A 16,885-nucleotide genomic window follows, 5' to 3' on the forward strand; every position below is an offset into this window, starting at 1 on the left:
TGTTAACAATGGCCTGCCCTAATTTCAAAGATAGCTAAATTACGGCCAGGATATGAGCCCTGTGCAGGCGGGTTGTCATGCCGCTGTCACCGCCGGATGATACGCTCTCTGCCATAAAATTCAGGAGGATTAATGACCGGTCTGCTTGCGGCCCGCTGCCACTGCGGAGCCATCAGCTTTAACGTCGAACTGATTGACGGATTTAACGGCGTGCGCCGCTGTAACTGCTCGTTCTGCCGCATGCGCGGCGCGGTGGTGGTCCCTGCCCGCCTGCCCGAACTTGAGACGCTGAAGGAGAACCCACAGCTTAGCGAATACCGTTTTAACACCCGGACGGTGGCGCACTACTTTTGTCAGGTCTGCGGGATCTACACCTTCCACCAGCGGCGATCGAATCCTCAGCAGTATGCGGTAAACGTGGCCTGCATTGAGGGGGTATCGCCGTTTGATTTTGCGGTGGTTGACGTCGCCGACGGCATCAATCATCCGCAGGACGGCGGTAAGGGTGATACTGCGGGCCGTTTGCACTACGTTGCTAAATAGCCTGTCATCCTTACTGATAGCCCCTTAACCCGGCTTCCGCTGGCATCGTGCTTCCGGCGGATGGTTCCGGGGCAGGCATCCGATCTGAAATGTTTCCCGCGCCCTTTCTCCAGGCTATTCTGTGGCAGACTCAGGTCTTATCATTGACGGTGGCAGAAGACCGCTGACGGCAGGCAGGTTGCGCCGGTGAGTTGTGGCTGCCTGGCTTTTTTACGCGTAAAAATGTCCAACATCAGAAGTCGATCGGGAAAAAATGAAAAAACTGTTTGTCTACGGGACGTTATGTCCGGGGCGTTCGAATGCCCATATTCTGGAAAATATCGGCGGCGAGTGGCTGCCGGGCTATGTCACCGGCACCTTCTATGAGAATGGCTGGGGGGCGGCCGCAGGTTTTCCCGGCATCGTACTGGATAATCAGGGGCCGCGCGTTGAAGGCTATCTGTTCCTGTCTGAACATCTTGAACCGCACTGGCCGATGCTGGATGAGTTTGAAGATGGCTACGATCGGGTGGAGGTCAGGGTGACCACCGCTGGCGGCGGGCAGGAGGTGGCGTGGATCTATCAGCTGCAGCCGCGAGAAATGGCGTAGCGGGGTAGCGCTTACAGTAGCTGGCTCAGCCACTCCGCCGCCGTAGCATTAAAATCATGGCGGTTTTGGTTGCATTATATGAGAATGCTGCGGGCATTTTAACCCCAGCAGGACTCAATGAGCTGTCGTGCTTTGCAACCATTTTGATTGATAATTGAGTTTGTCAACCATAATGATTGCACAAGCAACAATGTAGTGTTCTTAACAGCGGAAGGCTGCTGATGATCGATGCTGACGGTCGTGTGCTGCTGTTCCGCTTTAGCCATCATAATGATGCACTTGCCGGGCAACGCCAGGCGGTGGCGTGGAGAACGGTGAAACTTTTACGCAGGCAGCCGTGCGCGGTTTGCTTTGAGTTATACACAACAAATATTAAACTGTATAAATATACAGTATCACTATTAAACCGCATTTATTCCTGTTCGCAGCAAGATATTGATCATGAAACGTACCATAACCAGCCCTTTCAACCTCGAGTCGGCGCGCAACCGTTAAGCAGAATTACAGAGATCGGCGGTTAAGCAACGTGGGTCAACACATAAGCCGCGGTGGCGTTGATCAGACCAGCGCTTTACTCAGAATCACGCTGCGGTAGTTGGTATGCGACCACTGCACGTGTTCGGTAAAGCGATAGCCGAGCCGGGTGTACCAGTTGACCAGGTGCGTGGCCGGTTCGGCGGTATCCAGCGCCAGCTCGGTGGCACCGCTGAGCCGCGCCTGCGCCTCGGCTGCCTGCAGCAGTTGCCGCCCTAACCCCTGCGCCTGCAGGGTCGGGTCGACGGCAAACTGAGCGATTGAGGCCACTTCCGGGCGATCGTACCAGCCGCAGCCGTGGGTCTGTTGTGGATTGCGAAACAGGATGGTGCCGCGCAGACGGGTATCCTCGCTGGCGATCAGGTACAGCCCCTGCGCCACGCGTTCTGCGGTGACCGCCACGCTCTGGTTTACGGCCATATAGTTCAGCCCCAGATTCGCGAGCTGCCGATAGGCGCTATGCAGCAGCGTGGTCAGTTCCTGCAATGAGTCCGCTGCGCTGAGCGGTCGAATGATGAGTGACGGTATCTGGTGCGTAATGACCGACATGCGGTGAATTCCCTGTCTGAGCCGTTAAAGATCGTCAGGGACTTTACCCCGCACAGGCACAGTCGGCCAATACGTTTTACTGATAAACATCACCACAACGGTCGGCCGTTAAGGACAGTCGTGAAAAACCTTGACCATCCCGGCCTGATAAACGTCCCGCTTGCCTGAGGAAAAATCGACCACGCCGCTGACCGTACTCCCTTTTTTCAGCCAGCCTTTCGTCAGCAGCTCATCCGCCGTATCGACACCGAAGCTCTGCGTGTCTGTCGCATAGGCTCTCAGACAGAGGGTCGCAAGATCGATATCCTGGTCTGTCAGATTGACGATAGACACGTTAAAGGTTTTGGTAAACGCACTCTTACTCCCCGCCCACATGGACCCCTCTGACTTTGCCTGCGCGTACACCAGCAGATTTGCAGGCGCGTTAGCGACTGCCGCGCCACAGGCAGCAGAAAACAACATGGTGCAGGCGATAAACAAGCTCTTCATATTAATTTCCTTGTGCAATTGGTTACGGATGCCCCACCCCCAAACAGCACGGTGGTCCGTTTAGTACGTTAATCGCACAGTGATAAACGCAGGCACAATTATAAAGACGCACTGGGGAAAGAAAGAGCGGTTCGACGCGCAGGAAACGGAGCAAAGAGCGTGCAGGCAGGAGCAGAACGCTCCCCGCCCTCAGCAGCAGGCGGGGGACGTTCCTGTTCAGTCACGAATCAGCGGCACATGGGGCGCGGCGTCAGCAGGCAGGTGGCCGCTCAGGCGCGGGTCAGCTTTCACCTCAACCTGAAACGCATAAGGGGTAAACCCGGAGCGGATGTAAAAATTCAGCGCTGCCGGGTGGTCAAAGCTGCAGGTGTGCACCCAGAAGCGGTTGATCGGGTTTGACCACGCGCGGGTTATCGCCTGGTTCATTACCCAGCGCCCCAGACCTTTGCCGGTTGCTGCGCCGGTCAGGCCAAGGAACGACAGTTCGCACTGGTGCGGCTGGCTGAAATCCAGCTCCAGCATGCCAGTGTCCTCAGCGCCGTCGCGCACCACGTAAATTTCCACGCTGTCGTTGCGGAGGATCTCCGCCAGTTTCTCGTCGGACATCAGCAGCCGCGAAAACCACAGCCAGTCGCTGCCGACCTTGCGAAAAAGTTGACGGTAGGCCAGCAGATCGCAGCCGCTGAAGCGTTCGAGGCTGATACCGGCAGGCTGTGGTACAGCCTTCAGTTGCGGTTTAGTGTGCATTTCCAGACAGGTCACCACGGTGGCAACGTGCCCGGCGGGAACATCAGAATAACCGGCTGGCAGAGGTGTGTTCTCAGACATCTGTAAAATCTCCCTGGATTCAGTGGCAAGAGAGTACCCGCTGGCGAACCGGATGGGAACGGCGTGGGTCATAAGAAAAAATGATATCGCCCCCCGCTCTGTGAGAATTTTTTCAGATAACGCCGTAGCAATTTTGCAGACCGGTTATGTTTTCCGGTGCTACACTGTCAAACTGTGATCGTTGTCATGTCGTCATTATAAACACTGAGAAAACAGAGATATCACTATGCAACACATTGTCGAAGGTTTCCTGAACTTTCAGAAAGAGATTTTTCCGCACCAGAAAGAGCTGTTCCGCAGCCTTGCCTCCAGCCAGAATCCCAAAGCGTTGTTTATCTCCTGCTCAGACAGCCGTCTGGTGCCCGAACTGGTCACCCAGCAGGATCCGGGACAGCTTTTTGTCATTCGTAATGCCGGCAATATCGTGCCCTCTTTCGGCCCCGAGCCGGGCGGCGTCTCTGCCACCATCGAGTATGCGGTCGTGGCGCTGGGCGTGACCGATATCGTGATTTGCGGCCATTCTAACTGCGGCGCAATGAAGGCGATTGCCACCTGTCAGTGTCTGGATCCGATGCCGGCGGTGGCCCACTGGCTGCACTATGCCGACGCGGCCAGGGCCGTGGTGGAGAAAAAAGAGTACGCCACGGAAGAAGAGAAAGTGAATGCGATGGTGCAGGAGAACGTTATCGCCCAGCTGAACAATATCAAAACCCACCCGTCGGTGGCGGTTGGCCTGCGCGATAAGGCGATCCGCCTGCACGGCTGGGTCTATGATATCGAAACCGGCGTGATCCGCGCGCTGGAAAAAGACACCAAAGAGTTTGTCACGCTGTCTGAAAACCCGGGCGTATTCTTCGAATAAGCCCAACGGGCAGGGACGCCCGCAAATTTTGCATCCCCCTCCCTATTTTCCCGCGACAGCTCCCAGTGTTCAAATACCGGCCTGACCCCCTGCTCTTCATCGCGTTTTCCCAGCGCGCTGACAAATGTATCGTGCCGTTCGGCCGCCAGCTGTAAGCGCTGTTCAATATCGGTGTTCTGCTGGTGGATCTGCGCGCTAACCGTCCTGATGCAGCATCCGCATTACCCGCGGGTGATCGCTGGCCGGTAAGCGCTGAAAAGCAGGCAACAGTTGCTCTGCCGCCTCGGCCAGCGCGGCGATCAGACGGTCGGCCGCTGGCGACAGCTGGCGCCCCTGCGGGGTGATCACGCCAAAGAAATAGGGGATCTCTTCCTGCAATTCGCGAATGGCGACGCCCTGCAGCGGCATGCCCCACGCGGTTACCGGCTCGAGGATCGCCACCCCCAGCCCGGCGCGTACACAGGAGAGAATATTGGCCGAGGAGTTGGTTTCGATCGTTTCGTGCGCCGGAACCCTGAGTTTTTTCAGCACTTTCTCGAAACGTCCGCGCAGGCGCAACGGGTTCCACGGCGCAATCAACCGCCGGCCGGCAAGGCTGGCCAGCGCGATCCGGGGCTGTGCGGCCAGCTCGTCGTCTGCGGGCAGCGCCACCACGCAGCGCGCATGGCCGATCCAGTGCAGTTCCACCGCGTGATGCTCCAGCGGCAGGCTGCACAGGCCAACGTCTGCCTGGCCACTGATCACCGCGTGGGTGGTCTGCTCCGCGGCTTCGCTGATGATCTGCACTTTATTCTCCAGCCCCATTCGCGCAAGCGCCAACGGCAACAGGCCCGCCGCCAGCGCAGGGGTGGCGGCCACCGCCAGCGGCCTGACCATCTGGTGGCCAATCTCCTGCGCCCGCAGGCGGATCTGCTCCAGCGACTGCAGCGCCTTTTGCACGTACTGATGCAGCTGCAGCGCCTGTTCCGTCGGATGAATGCGCGGGCCGTTACGGATAAACAGCGGATAGCCGAGCACCGTTTCCAGTTCCTGGATCAGCCTTGATACGGCCGGCTGCGAACGATTTAACGCCCGCGCCGCCGCCGTGACGCTGCCGGTCTGGATCACCGTGGTGAACGCTTCCAGCTGCTTTAAATCAATATCGTTGAGGGCATTCATCGGTAATGTCAGATCTCTTACGGGCTGGGTAACCCAACCCTCAAAATTTGCAGGTCAGTTCTGGCACATAATAGTCAGCCTGGGCTGAATAAGCTATTGATTAGCCGCTTAATGGCATCATTGCGCGATTAGGTGACACCGTCACGTAAACATTCATTGCGCGGTGTTTAAAAGTACCTGCCATCTCCACGAGGCAGGGCAAATTAACTCGCCCTGCCCGGCGTTCTCATCGCATCAGTTAAAGGCTCTGCCAGCGGGCGCCGCGCACACTCAGAACAGCCCCTGTCCGACCAGAGCAGGAAGTAAGCGTTTGTCTTCCCCGGCGTCGAATCTATGCAGCAGGTAGCATCATTCGAATCTGGCGCCGTCGCGAAGCGAATATAAAAAAATACAATTATTTTTCATTACCTTCCGTTAACTTTTGCTATGAAAATCTGTTTCATCCCTACTGCTGGCGCTAAATTTGCACCCGGGTGCTTTATGTTGATTTTTTGTGATCGCGCTACTGAAATCTGCATAAAGTCGATTGACGAAAATTGTGCCGTGTTGAAAAGTGCAGCTCATGACAGGCAGCGCCACAACGCTCAACCCGGTCTGAATTACGTCTTGTTGCCAACACTTTTGCACCCGGGTGCAAAGAATTAAGGAATCACACATGCTTAACGGTGAAAGAAAAATCCCTCGCCCCCTGCGCTGGGCGATGATCGGTGGCGGTCGCCTGAGCCAGGTCGGCTATAAACATCGCAGCGGTGCCCTGCGCGATAACACCGCTTACCAGCTGGTCGCCTGCGCGTTCGATATTGACGCCGCTCGCGGCCGCGATTTTGGCGTTAATCTGGGCGTGGCGGCGGATCGCTGCTACGACACCTACCAGCAGCTGCTGGCGGAGGAAGCCAGACGGGAAGACGGCATTGAGGTGGTGACCATCGCCACGCCAAACGGCACCCACTATGAGATCGCTAAAGCCGCTCTGAATGCCGGCATTCACGTAATTTGTGAAAAGCCGCTGTTCTTCACCACCGCGGAAGCCAGGGAAATCAAAGCGCTGGCCGCGGAGAAAAATCTGATCGTTGGCGTCACCTACGGCTTCTCCGGGCATCCGCTGCTGATGCAGATGCGCGCGATGATTGCCAACGGTGAGATCGGTGAAGTGCGCATGGTCGAACTGCAGTACACCCACGGCTTCAGCGCCAACGACAGCGCCGATAAGTTCAGCGAAGCGCAGAAGTGGCGCGTTGACCCGAAAATCGCCGGGCCAACCTTTGTGCTGGGGGATATCTCTACCCACACCTTCTATATCTCGCAGCTGGTGCTGCCGGCCCTCAGGATTAAGTCGCTGCTGTGCGATCGCCAGAGCTTTATCCCTTCCCGCGCGCCGCTGGAAGACAACGCCATGGTGCTGATGCACTACGAGAACGGCGCCGTCGGCCGTATGTGGGCGTCCTCTATTAACGCCGGTTCTATGGACAGCCAGTTTATTCGCGTGATCGGCTCCCAGGCCAGCCTGGAGTGGAGCGACTACAACCCGGGCGAGCTGAAGTATGAGGTGCAGGGCCAGCCGAGCCAGATGATGCACCACGGTATGCCGTACCTGCACGAGAGCGCACTGGCCGACGAACGTTTAGGGGCGCTGCACACCGAAGGCCTTGCCGAATCCTGGGCGAATATCTACCTGAAATTTGCCATTGCCATCAGCGCCACCCAGCGCGGCGACCAGCAGACGCTGGATGCGCTGATCTACCCGGATATCGATGCCGGGCTGGAAGGAGTGCGCTGGATTGAAAACTGTGTACGTTCTGCCGACAACGGCGCCACCTGGGTTAACTACGAGTAAGGCCTGACCATGAAATTATCATTCTGTACCGACAGCCTGGGCCACCTGCCCTTTGAAGCGATGCTGGATAAACTGCTGGAGCTGGGCGTTAACGGCGTTGAAATGACCACCGGTGGCTGGTCTTCAGCACCGCACCTGCGCACCGACGAACTGCTGGCCAGCGCGCAAAAGCGCCAGCAGCTGCGGCAGGCGCTGGAGAGCCGCGGCATGGCCATCGCCGCGCTGAACGTCTCCGGTAACCCGCTTGACCCGGGTGAGCTGGGCCAGCGCCACAAAAGCGACACCGAAAAAGCGCTGCAGCTGGCCGGTGAGCTGGGGGTGAAGAAGATCGTGATGATGAGCGGCCTGCCGCCGGCAAGCCCGCACGACACCATCCCGAACTGGATCACCTATACCGTCAGCTGGCCGCCAACGCTGAAAAACTGCCTGGACTATCAGTGGAACGAAGTGGCGATCCCTTACTGGCAGGGGCTGGTGCAGCGTGCGAAGGAGAACGGCGTGGAAAAATTCGCGCTTGAGAACTTCAGCTCGATGCTGGTGTGGAACCCGGAAACCCTGTTCCGTCTGCGCGACGCGGTGGGCCCGACCGTCGGCCTGAACCTCGATCCGAGCCACCTGCTGTGGATGGGCGCTGACCCGATCGCCGCCGCCCGCGCCCTTGGCCCGGCCATCCACCACGTGCACGGTAAAGACGTGCGCCTGGAGCGCGGCCTGGTCGGAATTAACGGCCTGCTGGAGACCAAACCGGTGGAAGACGTCGCCAACCGTGCCTGGAACTACGTCGCGGTCGGCTGCGGCCAGGATCTGCAGTGGTGGAAGGAGTTCTTCTCCGTGGTGCGCATGATGGGCTATAACGACTGGGTCTCGCTGGAGATGGAAGACCTGACCATGTCGGTTGAGGCCGGTGTTACCTCCTCTATCGCCGCCCTGCAACAGACCATCAGTCAGTAACTGCCAGAATGCCGCACCGGATTAACAGATGGTGCGGCGAGTAGTGCAACCATTAACTCAACATGGACATATTACGAAATAGGATGTAAAAAGGAGGCACTTTTTCTTTTAATTATAATGCCTGGTGAAAACCCGATCCGCTGCTTCGCCCGGCGGGGTTCACCGCCCTTTTCTGGAGTCATTCATGTCCGCGTTAAGAGTCGCCTTTATTAAAGCTAACTGGCACAGTGAAATTGTTTCTCAGGCGCTGGCTGGTTTTCAGCAGGAGCTGGATAGCAGCAACACCCCGTATGAACTGAAAACCTGGGATGTTCCGGGCGCGTTTGAGATGCCCCTGCTGGCACAGCGTCTGGCCCAGAGCGGCAACTTTGATGCGATCGTCTGCGCCGCGCTGGTGGTTGACGGCGGCATTTACCGCCATGATTTTGTTGCCCAGGCGGTAGTGACCGGTCTGATGCAGGCCCAGCTGGCGACTAACGTACCGGTTTTCTCCGTTTCACTGACCCCGCATAACTTCCAGCCGTCGGCTGAATTTATCGATTTCTATACCGAGCATTTTGTGAAAAAAGGCAAAGAAGCGGCGCGCGCCGTGGCTCAGATTCACGCCATTGCAATCTGATTCTCGCCCGTTGTTCTGGCACGCTGCGGCGTGCCTGAACCCTGACGCTGCCCCCGTTTTGCCCATAACCCGCTGAACGATTAGCCTTCCGTAAGCAGTACCGCTTTGCCACAGATGACAACAGGATGTCAGCAAATCCGATAGCGATCACAAAATACGATAAAGTTTACAAAAAGACCGTTACGGATCGGTCCTTTTAGTGAGACAAAAGTCTTATACAATCAAGTTGTTACCGATTACATTGCTTGATTGATAGCCCAGGGCTATGATTAGCCCAAAAACATCCAGGTAAATTGTTCGTTTGATTATAAGCGCCGTTGCTAAAATTATCGGGTAAGTCAGATGAACGTGTTGAAGCCATTGTGGAGGAGTTAATTTGTATTTTTCTGATGAAGAGACAGGTAACGTCGTCGTCGGCGAGGCCGCCATTCACCTCATCTTCAACTCGGAAGAAGTGACCCTTCGATCGCTTATCGACACCCTGCGGGAGATGGCGGAAAGTGAAGCCGACGATCTGCGCGTTATGCAGATTTATAAAGCCCGAAAATGGCTGATGGGCTTACGCGAGCCCGCCACCAGCCTGAGCCTGCCGCATGGCATGAAAACGCCGCGCAGCGCTTTACCTGCCGAGCCACCGCTGCCTGCCAGCGCCACTATGTTGAGTTTTGCTGGCGCGACCCGACGATAAAACGTCCGCTTCCCTGACCGGGTCGCATCTGATAAGCCGCCGGGTCACGGAAGACCGCACCCCCACTGTATAATGCGCACAGCGTTGCTGGCGCCCTCTCATTGTGCCGATTTAACTTATTGATTTTATGCAATAAGCACTTTTTGATCAATCAACCGCTCAGTAATCCCACAATATCCTGTACCATTTAGACATTATTGTATAACTTTATCCCGACAGGCTGGGAAATCCCTTACGATTGAGGACGTAATGATGCGCCAGAGTGGCCATGAATCCGAAAATGCTGAAAACCACTCGCATTTTATCAGCTCCCCCTCACTACCTTCGCAACAGGAGACGATGGGGAAAATTGTGGTAGAAATTCTGCGTTCCGGTGAACCCCTGAACCGCAAATCCCTGTGCGCCCGGCTACTGGGGCATCTGGAAGCGGCGAGCAGTCAGGAACAGGAACGTCATTACCATCAACTGATTGAACTGCTTTTTGGTCGGACGTAAGGGACAGCACACAGAGACGTAGTGATACAGAGACGTAGTGATGAAGCACAGTGATGATGACAAAATGATCGATATCCTGATCGGTGAAGCGGTTCTCTCGTTGTTACATGAGAACGGCCCGATCAGCAGCGCGGCGCTGGTGGCGCGGCTGGAGCTGATGTCAGAGAATGAAGATGCCGCACAGGTTTCTTTGCTCCATCGGGCGATTGTTGAAGTGCGTGAAGGCATCTCCACCGCGCGCAACCGCAACCACGCCGAACCCAGCGCCAGTGATTCTCACCGGCACGTTTCCAGCATTAAAAACGTGCCGCAGGGCAGCAAAAAACATTAGTTGTACGCTTTATTCCGGCGACGGGCAGGATCGCCCCGCCGTACCGGTTTCGATCGCTAAACAGCACGCCTACCCATAAGAGAAGAAAATGCAGCAAGTCTACTCAGAACTCTCTGTTCTTAATTTCTTTCGTAACGCCGGTGAGTCGCTTGCTCAGGAAACCGCCCTGCTGGGTTTAGTCATCAAGAAAATCGTTGCTGCCAGCAGCGAGGTCAGTAACAAGACGGTGATTATTCAGCTGATCGCTGAACTGGATCAGAGTACCGATGAGGCTTACAACGAGGTGATCCGCAATACGCTGGAACTGGTGGTCAGCTATACCCCGGATGACCCCAGCGTTTAACCGGCGTCTGGCAAACGCCAGCTTGTCACTTAAATAGTAATCTGTCCATTTACACCTGCCCCGTGCCCGGTCGCTACATCGGGCCACTTTTCCCATTGCTCATCCTCCTATAGTGCCCTGCGGGCCACCGCCGTGGCCCGTACTCGCGGAAATGTTCCGTTCGATCCAGGAGAGAGCCATGTCAGTGAATGTGATCCCATCCGGCCTGTTTATCTATCGCTATCAGGATCGACAGATCGAGGTCAGCCCCGAACAGATGCACCACGCCAGTCCGGTTGTCTGCCCCGGTCAGTCCGCTGGCGCGGAGAACGAAACCTGGCTGTTTACCTTCTCTGCAGAGCTGGCCGACGGCAGCGAGGCCGTCTGGCAGGTTTACGTTGAGGTCGGCCCCGAGTATCCCTACGCCGTACGCTGCAGCGGCGCGCGGCTGGTGAACGGGGCCGTGGTGAAACTGGAGGATTTTAACTTTAGCTGCGGCCACGAATAGCACAATGGCCAGGTTCGCTCAACGAGCTCGCCAGGCCACTTTTTTCAGCATGATTGACGGCGTTCAGTGCAAACGCATTCCTCAGCGTTACAGAAGCTTACCTCGCCTGACTCAGCGTTACCGATCGCACTCGCCGGCCAGGGTTGCCAACGCTTTGCTGATAACCCGTTCGGTTCTGCTCCGCTGTATTCAGTCTAACGGTGTTTCTGCAGCGCAAAAGTCGGCTTGTTGCGGGTAACCGAATAGGTCACGCTCACCGGTTTGCCCGGCGTGGTGGTGACGTCCACCGAATCGATGGTTACACGACCATAGCCAAACAGCGTCTTAACGTAGCCACCCACTTTATGCTTGCCGGCGGCCATAAACAGCTGGCGTTTTTCACCTTTACCCAGCGATCCGGCATCGGTCCCGTCGATGGTCAGCGTCAGCTTTGAGCCGTCATCGGCTTTGGTGACGACATGGGTAATACTTATCTGGGTCGGGCCGCTGCTGAACGGCGGCGCGTTCGGATCGGCTTCTGGCTTAACGTTTGCCGTACTGCTGGCCGGTGCCGAGGCGATATCGTTGCCGGCGATAACCTTCGGTGCCGAAGCGATCTCGCTGCCGGCAAGCACTTTTGCCGATGAATCCGCCGCCGGGGCTGCTGCTGCGTCAATGGCGGCAGATGGCGCGGTCACCGTACTGGCCTGGCTGGGCGTTGCCGCCGGGGCGGCGACGGTGTCAGTCCCGGACTGAGTGGCCGCCGTGGTAGCAGACGGCACCGTCTGCCCTGCGGCGTTAGCCGTTATGGCCGTTCCTGCTGAACCTGCTTCGTTAGCCGCTGTGGCCGCAGCTGTTGTCGCTGCGGGCTGGCTGACGCTACTGGCAGCGGGTGCCGTCGTTCCAGCGGCAGGCGTGGCGGTCGCCGCTGCTGCGGTCTCACCGCCGGTCGCTGGCGTTACGGATTCGGTACCCGGTGCGGCGATCGGACGCGACATCGATCCGACGGCGGCCTGCCCGGCTGCTGCGCCGCTGCTGCCGCTGGCCTGAGTAGCGGTATCACCAGCCGCTGCCGTATCTGCCGGTGTTGCTGCCCCGGCGGCCTGCTCTGTGGCCACGCTGCTGCCGCTGGCCGCGTTAACGGCCTGTGTGCCGGAGGTTTCGTCCGGCTGGATGGCCACCCAGCCCGTCGACGGTTGCTGTGTACCGCCGGCGGATGAGGATGCCCCACCCTCCACCGGGGTTACGGTGGCGCTGGCGGAAGTGTCCACCGGCTGAGCACCGCTCACCGCAGCGGTTTGCGCTGCGGGCGTAGTGTTTTCAGCCGACGCCGGGCTGGAGGCCTGAACGGGGGCCGGTGCCTGCGACAGGGTAGTCAGGCTGCTGATGCTGGTGCAGCCGCTCAGCACGCAGGCGGCGGAAATAAGGGTCAGAGCAGAACGACAGGACATGATGACGCAACTTCCTTAGCTAAAAATTTAACAGCGCATGATAACGCGCCCGGGACAACGACAACAGCATGACAGCGTTCGGTTTACTCTGATTTACGCCGCTTTTAGCGCAGCGGACGCCTTTCAGCCGGGCTGTTCTGCTGGAAACCTAAAACAAAGTGCGTTAAAATATTTTTTCATTTTTTAAAAAAGTATTGATGCGTGTTATAAAAATGTCGAATTCTCCTAAATTTATTCCCCTGCTTTCTCTCTCAGCGCTGCTGGTCTGCTCCAGCCTGCATGCTGAAACGCCAGCCACCCCTAAGACCGACGTTCTGCTGATTGGCGGCGGTATCATGAGCGCCTCACTGGGCACCTGGTTACAGGAACTGCAGCCTGGCTGGAAACAGCTGATGGTTGAGAAGCTGGACGGCGTGGCGCTGGAATCCTCTAACGGCTGGAACAATGCCGGTACGGGCCACTCGGCCAATATGGAGCTGAACTATACGCCGCAGCGCGCCGATGGCAGCATCGACGTGACTAAAGCGCTGGAGATCAACGAACAGTTTATGATCTCCCGCCAGTTCTGGACCGCACAGGTCAAGCGCGGCATCCTTAACAACCCGCATTCGTTCATCAACTCCACGCCGCACATGAGCTTCGTCTGGGGCGACCAGAACGTCAGCTACCTGACCAAGCGCTACGAAGCGCTGCAGCAGACCACCCTGTTCCAGGGCATGAAGTTCTCTACCGATCAGAACCAGATCAAACAGTGGGCTCCGCTGGTGATTGAAGGTCGCGATCCGCAGCAGAAAGTGGCGGCCACCTGGACGCCGGCCGGTACCGACGTTAACTACGGCGAGATCACCCGCCAGCTGATCGGCAGCCTGAAAAAAGACACCAACTTCACGCTGGAAACCTCGGCTGAAGTGACCGATTTCAAGCGCAATGACGACAACTCCTGGCATGTGACCATCACCGACGTGAAAAGCGGTAAAGAGCACGCGGTGGACGCGAAATACGTGTTTATCGGTGCCGGCGGCGGCGCGCTGAAGCTGCTGCAGAAAACCGGTATTCCTGAAGGTAAAAACTATGCCGGTTTCCCGGTGGGTGGATCCTTCCTGGTGACCGAGAACCCGGAGCTGACCAGACAGCACCTGGAGAAAGTCTACGGTCAGGCGTCGGTTGGCGCACCGCCAATGTCAGTACCGCACCTCGATGCCCGATTCCTGGACGGTAAGCGCGTGGTGCTGTTTGGGCCATTCGCCACCTTCTCCACTAAGTTCCTGAAAAACGGTTCGCTGTTTGACCTGCTGAGCACCACTACCACCAGTAACGTTATGCCGATGACCCACGTGGGTATGGACAACTTCGATCTGGTGAAATACCTGATCGGCCAGGTGATGCTGAGCGATGACGACCGCTTTGAGGCGCTGAAGGAGTACTTCCCGAACGCGCGTAAAGAGGACTGGAAACTGATTCAGGCCGGTCAGCGCGTGCAGATCATCAAGAAGGACGCGGAGAAAGGCGGCGTGCTGAAACTCGGTACCGAAATAGTTACCGACCAGCAGAAAACCGTAGCGGCCCTGTTGGGTGCCTCCCCGGGCGCATCCACCGCCGCACCTATTACCCTGAACGTGATGAAGAAGCTGTTCCCTGAGCAGTTCAACTCACCAGAGTGGCAGAGCAAGATCCGTGGCATCATCCCAAGCTACGGTCAGGAGCTGAACGGCAACGTTGGCCTGACCCAGCAGGTGTGGAACGACACGGCTGCGACCCTGCAGCTGGTCACCCCTCCGGTGATTGATATGAACCACGCGGCTCCGGCTGCTGATGCTGCCCCGCAGCAGAAGCGCGCCGACAGCCCGCAGCACGATATGGCACTGTAACAGCGTCAGGCGCCCCCGCGTTACGCGGGGGCGCTGAATTTCTCCTCGGCAATCTTATCAAATTCCACAGGCACGGGCCGACGTTTAAGCGTTTTTGGGTGGTTTTGAACTATCAATAGCCTCACAGTCTGCTAAAACCCGAAGCAACTGCGCAGTGTCCTCAAAAAAATCTGATTGTTTGATAATAATCGTGGGAGCGGTGGGTAGAAGCACTTCCAACTCTGACTCAACGTTATCCATAATGGGCTTTAGCACTTCCAAATCTCTGTCCATTAATTTTTTTGCTTCCTCAATGGAGTCGATACCATGATGAATTCTTTCAAGCAACCCTATTTTTGTAGCTAAGAAACTACCCTCTCCATAAATATCTGAATAATCACGATTGAGCACTTTACCTGCAGTATCTATAAGAAATCCTGAAACTTCTTTTAAGATTTCATCTTTTCTGTTTGCTTCACTGTTATCAACAACGGTGCGAATGTTAAAAAAACCCTGCAAAATGTCAGTATGTTTTGAGATACGACCCGACAGATCTGATCCACCTGAAAAACGGACGCTTATAGACCTTAATAACAGGTATAACTCATTTAGCGGCATCGCATCTCGAAACTTGTTAAACGTTTCGTAGTCTTCACTCATACCTATTGCATACTTTTCAATGTCGCCATTTTCAATATGAATTTCAATTTGATGATGAAATCCGTAAATTAAATTCAGAGCCTTTTCATTGCAGTCATTTGAGCAGTAGATGTGGTAGGTAAAATTTTTAGGGGTTGGGATAAGTGAAGGATCTAAAATTGAATGCAGTAGAAGTTTAATGAGTTCTTTTAATACCTGGGGTAAAGTCAGTCTGGCAGCATACTTCTTGCATTGAATAACGCCGTTAGGGATGCTGTCAAGGTATAATGAACAGTCCCGTCCACGATCTCCAACACCTTGCATCAGAGCAACTTTGTCTGACGTATTAAATACGCCACTTTCGATTTCACGATTAACTAATTTGTAGCATAGAATCTCAAAATCCCTGTCGCTTAGCATCGACAGGGGTAGTGACTGAAAACTCGCATCCGTGGGTGTCGGCTTATAACCAACAGAACTCTCTTCTTGAAGCTGCTTAGCTGGAACTTCATAACGCAAACCTCACCTTCAGTGATTATTTTTGAATTAAAACTATCCTGCAAGCAGCTATTATAGCGCTTGGATTTGAAATGCACGCGGCACCTTATGCTCTTCCACTCTGGTCAGCGGCTGGCCGGTGGCACGGTCCAGCACAAACAGCTGGCCGGCCTTTTTCCGCTGAAGAAATAGCGCTGCCTGTAGTTATTCTTTTCGCCATTTACTCCACGGGTCTTCAGCCGGAGGCTCGGGGCTTTTTTTCACCGCCGCCTCACTGGCGGGCGTGCTGGCACCTTGCGCAGCAGGTTCGCCAGGCGGCGTGGCATGCTGTTGCGCAGCAGAACCGGCTGGCGGGGTAATATCAGGCCGATCGGCACGTTTCGCCGGATCAGCGCCGCGCGCCGGACGGTCGTCAGACGGCGAAGCCTGCTCTGCGAGCGGGTGAGCAACCGAAGGTCTGGCATGGCGCTGCAGTGCGTCCTGTAAGGCCAGGTATAACGCCTCAACTTCCGCGCGTGCCCACGGGGTACGCCGCAAAAACTTCAGGCTGGATTTGATGCTGGGGTCGCTTTTAAAGCAGTTGATGTTGACCCGCTGCGCCAGTTCAGCCCAGCCGTAACGCGCAACCAGCGCATTCAGCAGGGCCTCGAGCGTAATGCCATGCAGGGGATCTTTTGAGCCAGGATTCGTCATTTCATTCCGGTCAGTTAGCGTGTGGGACGCACACCATACTGAGCGCCTCTGGCTTATGCAACGACCTATGCCGCAAGTACTCGGCAGTTTCACCGCTTATTTACGCATTTGATTTAAGTCGCTCCGGCTAAAGTAGGCTGATTACACGTGGTTTTTTCTAACGAACTCTGACTATAAGGCCTTATTGCGTGGCAAAAATCTTCTTACGCAGCGGCAGCCTGGATGCGCTGCTGGCCCTCGGTGAAAATGGCCAGCCGCTGTGGCTTTCTGCCTTACAGCTGCGGGAAACGCTGCGCCTGCGCCAGCAGCCGCAGATTGCCGACTGTCTGGCGATCCCCCAGCCTAACGACGCCGGCGATCGCCTCGACTGGTATTCACCGGTCAGCGGCAAAGTCACCTCCTGGGCCGCCGCCAGCAACGGCGCGCGGGCGGCGGCGCTGACCCAGCTGCGCGCCTGCCAGCAGGTGATGCTCCAGCT

Annotated in this window: 19 protein-coding genes and 2 pseudogenes; 14 read left to right on the forward strand and 7 right to left on the reverse strand. The window is 56.3% G+C overall.

What is annotated here, in order from left to right:
- Window positions 1–132 precede the first annotated feature (132 nt).
- The 3 genes and pseudogenes from NV64_RS07910 to NV64_RS23400 all read left to right on the forward strand — a co-directional run.
- Window positions 133–543 carry a GFA family protein gene (locus NV64_RS07910; RefSeq protein ID WP_056237954.1) on the forward strand — a complete coding sequence of 137 codons (411 nt, stop codon included), beginning with the start codon at window positions 133–135 and terminating at the stop codon, window positions 541–543.
- 253 nt (window positions 544–796) lie between these two features.
- Window positions 797–1,132 (forward strand): gamma-glutamylcyclotransferase family protein, encoded by a 336-nt coding sequence (locus NV64_RS07915; protein WP_056237957.1) that lies wholly within the window; start codon window positions 797–799, stop codon window positions 1,130–1,132.
- A 221-nt stretch (window positions 1,133–1,353) separates the two neighbouring features.
- Window positions 1,354–1,481: pseudogene (locus tag NV64_RS23400) on the forward strand (NUDIX domain-containing protein); the annotation flags it as partial.
- 209 nt (window positions 1,482–1,690) lie between these two features.
- On the opposite strand, the gene NV64_RS07920 reads toward NV64_RS23400, so the two are convergent.
- The 3 genes from NV64_RS07920 to NV64_RS07930 all read right to left on the reverse strand — a co-directional run bounded on the left by NV64_RS07920 (window position 1,691) and on the right by NV64_RS07930 (window position 3,532).
- Window positions 1,691–2,215 (reverse strand): GNAT family N-acetyltransferase, encoded by a 525-nt coding sequence (locus NV64_RS07920; RefSeq protein WP_101505690.1) that lies wholly within the window; start codon window positions 2,213–2,215, stop codon window positions 1,691–1,693.
- Between the two features lie 108 nt (window positions 2,216–2,323).
- The gene (locus NV64_RS07925) at window positions 2,324–2,704 is read right to left on the reverse strand and encodes a DUF4354 family protein (RefSeq protein WP_056237968.1); all 381 of its coding nucleotides are present in this window, start codon (window positions 2,702–2,704) and stop codon (window positions 2,324–2,326) included.
- Window positions 2,705–2,920: 216 nt separating this feature from the next.
- A complete protein-coding gene (locus NV64_RS07930) occupies window positions 2,921–3,532 on the reverse strand; it encodes a GNAT family N-acetyltransferase (protein WP_056237972.1) in 612 nt (203 codons plus the stop codon).
- A 226-nt stretch (window positions 3,533–3,758) separates the two neighbouring features.
- Between NV64_RS07930 and NV64_RS07935 the strand changes: the two genes are divergently transcribed.
- Window positions 3,759–4,394 (forward strand): carbonic anhydrase, encoded by a 636-nt coding sequence (locus tag NV64_RS07935; RefSeq protein ID WP_056237973.1) that lies wholly within the window; start codon window positions 3,759–3,761, stop codon window positions 4,392–4,394.
- 195 nt (window positions 4,395–4,589) lie between these two features.
- Here NV64_RS07935 and NV64_RS07940 read toward each other — a convergent pair whose 3' ends face one another.
- Window positions 4,590–5,552, reverse strand: coding sequence for a LysR family transcriptional regulator (locus NV64_RS07940; protein ID WP_056237976.1), 963 nt, complete (start codon window positions 5,550–5,552; stop codon window positions 4,590–4,592).
- A gap of 655 nt (window positions 5,553–6,207) precedes the next feature.
- Between NV64_RS07940 and NV64_RS07945 the strand changes: the two genes are divergently transcribed.
- The 8 genes from NV64_RS07945 to NV64_RS07980 all read left to right on the forward strand — a co-directional run bounded on the left by NV64_RS07945 (window position 6,208) and on the right by NV64_RS07980 (window position 11,300).
- Window positions 6,208–7,386: a Gfo/Idh/MocA family protein gene (locus NV64_RS07945; RefSeq protein WP_101505691.1), complete on the forward strand. Its 1,179-nt coding sequence runs from the start codon at window positions 6,208–6,210 to the stop codon at window positions 7,384–7,386.
- A gap of 9 nt (window positions 7,387–7,395) precedes the next feature.
- Window positions 7,396–8,337 (forward strand): sugar phosphate isomerase/epimerase, encoded by a 942-nt coding sequence (locus tag NV64_RS07950; RefSeq protein ID WP_101505692.1) that lies wholly within the window; start codon window positions 7,396–7,398, stop codon window positions 8,335–8,337.
- Between the two features lie 184 nt (window positions 8,338–8,521).
- Window positions 8,522–8,956: a 6,7-dimethyl-8-ribityllumazine synthase gene (locus tag NV64_RS07955; protein WP_056237983.1), complete on the forward strand. Its 435-nt coding sequence runs from the start codon at window positions 8,522–8,524 to the stop codon at window positions 8,954–8,956.
- Between the two features lie 376 nt (window positions 8,957–9,332).
- Window positions 9,333–9,644 (forward strand): hypothetical protein, encoded by a 312-nt coding sequence (locus NV64_RS07960; RefSeq protein WP_056237985.1) that lies wholly within the window; start codon window positions 9,333–9,335, stop codon window positions 9,642–9,644.
- A gap of 252 nt (window positions 9,645–9,896) precedes the next feature.
- Window positions 9,897–10,139 carry a regulatory protein YcgZ gene (gene ycgZ, locus NV64_RS07965; RefSeq protein ID WP_056238465.1) on the forward strand — a complete coding sequence of 81 codons (243 nt, stop codon included), beginning with the start codon at window positions 9,897–9,899 and terminating at the stop codon, window positions 10,137–10,139.
- A gap of 40 nt (window positions 10,140–10,179) precedes the next feature.
- Window positions 10,180–10,470, forward strand: coding sequence for a hypothetical protein (locus tag NV64_RS07970; protein ID WP_056237988.1), 291 nt, complete (start codon window positions 10,180–10,182; stop codon window positions 10,468–10,470).
- An 88-nt stretch (window positions 10,471–10,558) separates the two neighbouring features.
- Entirely contained in the window at window positions 10,559–10,813 is a 255-nt protein-coding gene (locus NV64_RS07975) for a biofilm development regulator YmgB/AriR family protein (RefSeq protein WP_056237989.1), read from the forward strand.
- A 178-nt stretch (window positions 10,814–10,991) separates the two neighbouring features.
- Window positions 10,992–11,300, forward strand: coding sequence for a hypothetical protein (locus NV64_RS07980; protein WP_056237991.1), 309 nt, complete (start codon window positions 10,992–10,994; stop codon window positions 11,298–11,300).
- A 194-nt stretch (window positions 11,301–11,494) separates the two neighbouring features.
- On the opposite strand, the gene NV64_RS24485 is transcribed toward NV64_RS07980, so the two are convergent.
- Window positions 11,495–12,730 carry a hypothetical protein gene (locus tag NV64_RS24485; RefSeq protein WP_369878862.1) on the reverse strand — a complete coding sequence of 412 codons (1,236 nt, stop codon included), beginning with the start codon at window positions 12,728–12,730 and terminating at the stop codon, window positions 11,495–11,497.
- 212 nt (window positions 12,731–12,942) lie between these two features.
- Between NV64_RS24485 and mqo the strand changes: the two genes are divergently transcribed.
- The gene (gene mqo / locus NV64_RS07990; protein WP_101505693.1) at window positions 12,943–14,598 is read left to right on the forward strand and encodes a malate dehydrogenase (quinone); all 1,656 of its coding nucleotides are present in this window, start codon (window positions 12,943–12,945) and stop codon (window positions 14,596–14,598) included.
- A gap of 84 nt (window positions 14,599–14,682) precedes the next feature.
- On the opposite strand, the gene NV64_RS07995 is transcribed toward mqo, so the two are convergent.
- Both NV64_RS07995 and NV64_RS08000 read right to left on the reverse strand, forming a co-directional pair.
- Window positions 14,683–15,735: a hypothetical protein gene (locus NV64_RS07995; protein WP_146005462.1), complete on the reverse strand. Its 1,053-nt coding sequence runs from the start codon at window positions 15,733–15,735 to the stop codon at window positions 14,683–14,685.
- Between the two features lie 456 nt (window positions 15,736–16,191).
- Window positions 16,192–16,407: pseudogene (locus tag NV64_RS08000) on the reverse strand (VF530 family DNA-binding protein); the annotation flags it as partial.
- Between the two features lie 188 nt (window positions 16,408–16,595).
- On the opposite strand from NV64_RS08000, the gene NV64_RS08005 reads away from it, so the two are divergent.
- Window positions 16,596–16,885 (forward strand): SrfA family protein (locus NV64_RS08005; protein ID WP_233208955.1); only part of this gene is annotated, 290 nt, incomplete at its 3' end.

Origin of the sequence: Erwinia sp. B116 (assembly GCF_002865965.1) — a bacterium.
Lineage (GTDB): Bacteria > Pseudomonadota > Gammaproteobacteria > Enterobacterales > Enterobacteriaceae > Erwinia.

Excerpts from the sequence above, each read along its gene's own strand:
- NV64_RS07910 (WP_056237954.1), top strand. The coding sequence starts at position 133 with ATGACCGGTCTGCTTGCGGCCCGCTGCCACTGCGGAGCCATCAGCTTT.
- NV64_RS07915 (WP_056237957.1), top strand. The coding sequence starts at position 797 with ATGAAAAAACTGTTTGTCTACGGGACGTTATGTCCGGGGCGTTCGAAT.
- NV64_RS07920 (WP_101505690.1), bottom strand. The coding sequence starts at position 2,215 with ATGTCGGTCATTACGCACCAGATACCGTCACTCATCATTCGACCGCTC.
- NV64_RS07925 (WP_056237968.1), bottom strand. The coding sequence starts at position 2,704 with ATGAAGAGCTTGTTTATCGCCTGCACCATGTTGTTTTCTGCTGCCTGT.
- NV64_RS07930 (WP_056237972.1), bottom strand. The coding sequence starts at position 3,532 with ATGTCTGAGAACACACCTCTGCCAGCCGGTTATTCTGATGTTCCCGCC.
- NV64_RS07935 (WP_056237973.1), top strand. The coding sequence starts at position 3,759 with ATGCAACACATTGTCGAAGGTTTCCTGAACTTTCAGAAAGAGATTTTT.
- NV64_RS07940 (WP_056237976.1), bottom strand. The coding sequence starts at position 5,552 with ATGAATGCCCTCAACGATATTGATTTAAAGCAGCTGGAAGCGTTCACC.
- NV64_RS07945 (WP_101505691.1), top strand. The coding sequence starts at position 6,208 with ATGCTTAACGGTGAAAGAAAAATCCCTCGCCCCCTGCGCTGGGCGATG.
- NV64_RS07950 (WP_101505692.1), top strand. The coding sequence starts at position 7,396 with ATGAAATTATCATTCTGTACCGACAGCCTGGGCCACCTGCCCTTTGAA.
- NV64_RS07955 (WP_056237983.1), top strand. The coding sequence starts at position 8,522 with ATGTCCGCGTTAAGAGTCGCCTTTATTAAAGCTAACTGGCACAGTGAA.
- ycgZ (WP_056238465.1), top strand. The coding sequence starts at position 9,897 with ATGCGCCAGAGTGGCCATGAATCCGAAAATGCTGAAAACCACTCGCAT.
- NV64_RS07970 (WP_056237988.1), top strand. The coding sequence starts at position 10,180 with ATGAAGCACAGTGATGATGACAAAATGATCGATATCCTGATCGGTGAA.
- NV64_RS07975 (WP_056237989.1), top strand. The coding sequence starts at position 10,559 with ATGCAGCAAGTCTACTCAGAACTCTCTGTTCTTAATTTCTTTCGTAAC.
- NV64_RS07980 (WP_056237991.1), top strand. The coding sequence starts at position 10,992 with ATGTCAGTGAATGTGATCCCATCCGGCCTGTTTATCTATCGCTATCAG.
- NV64_RS24485 (WP_369878862.1), bottom strand. The coding sequence starts at position 12,730 with ATGTCCTGTCGTTCTGCTCTGACCCTTATTTCCGCCGCCTGCGTGCTG.
- mqo (WP_101505693.1), top strand. The coding sequence starts at position 12,943 with ATGTCGAATTCTCCTAAATTTATTCCCCTGCTTTCTCTCTCAGCGCTG.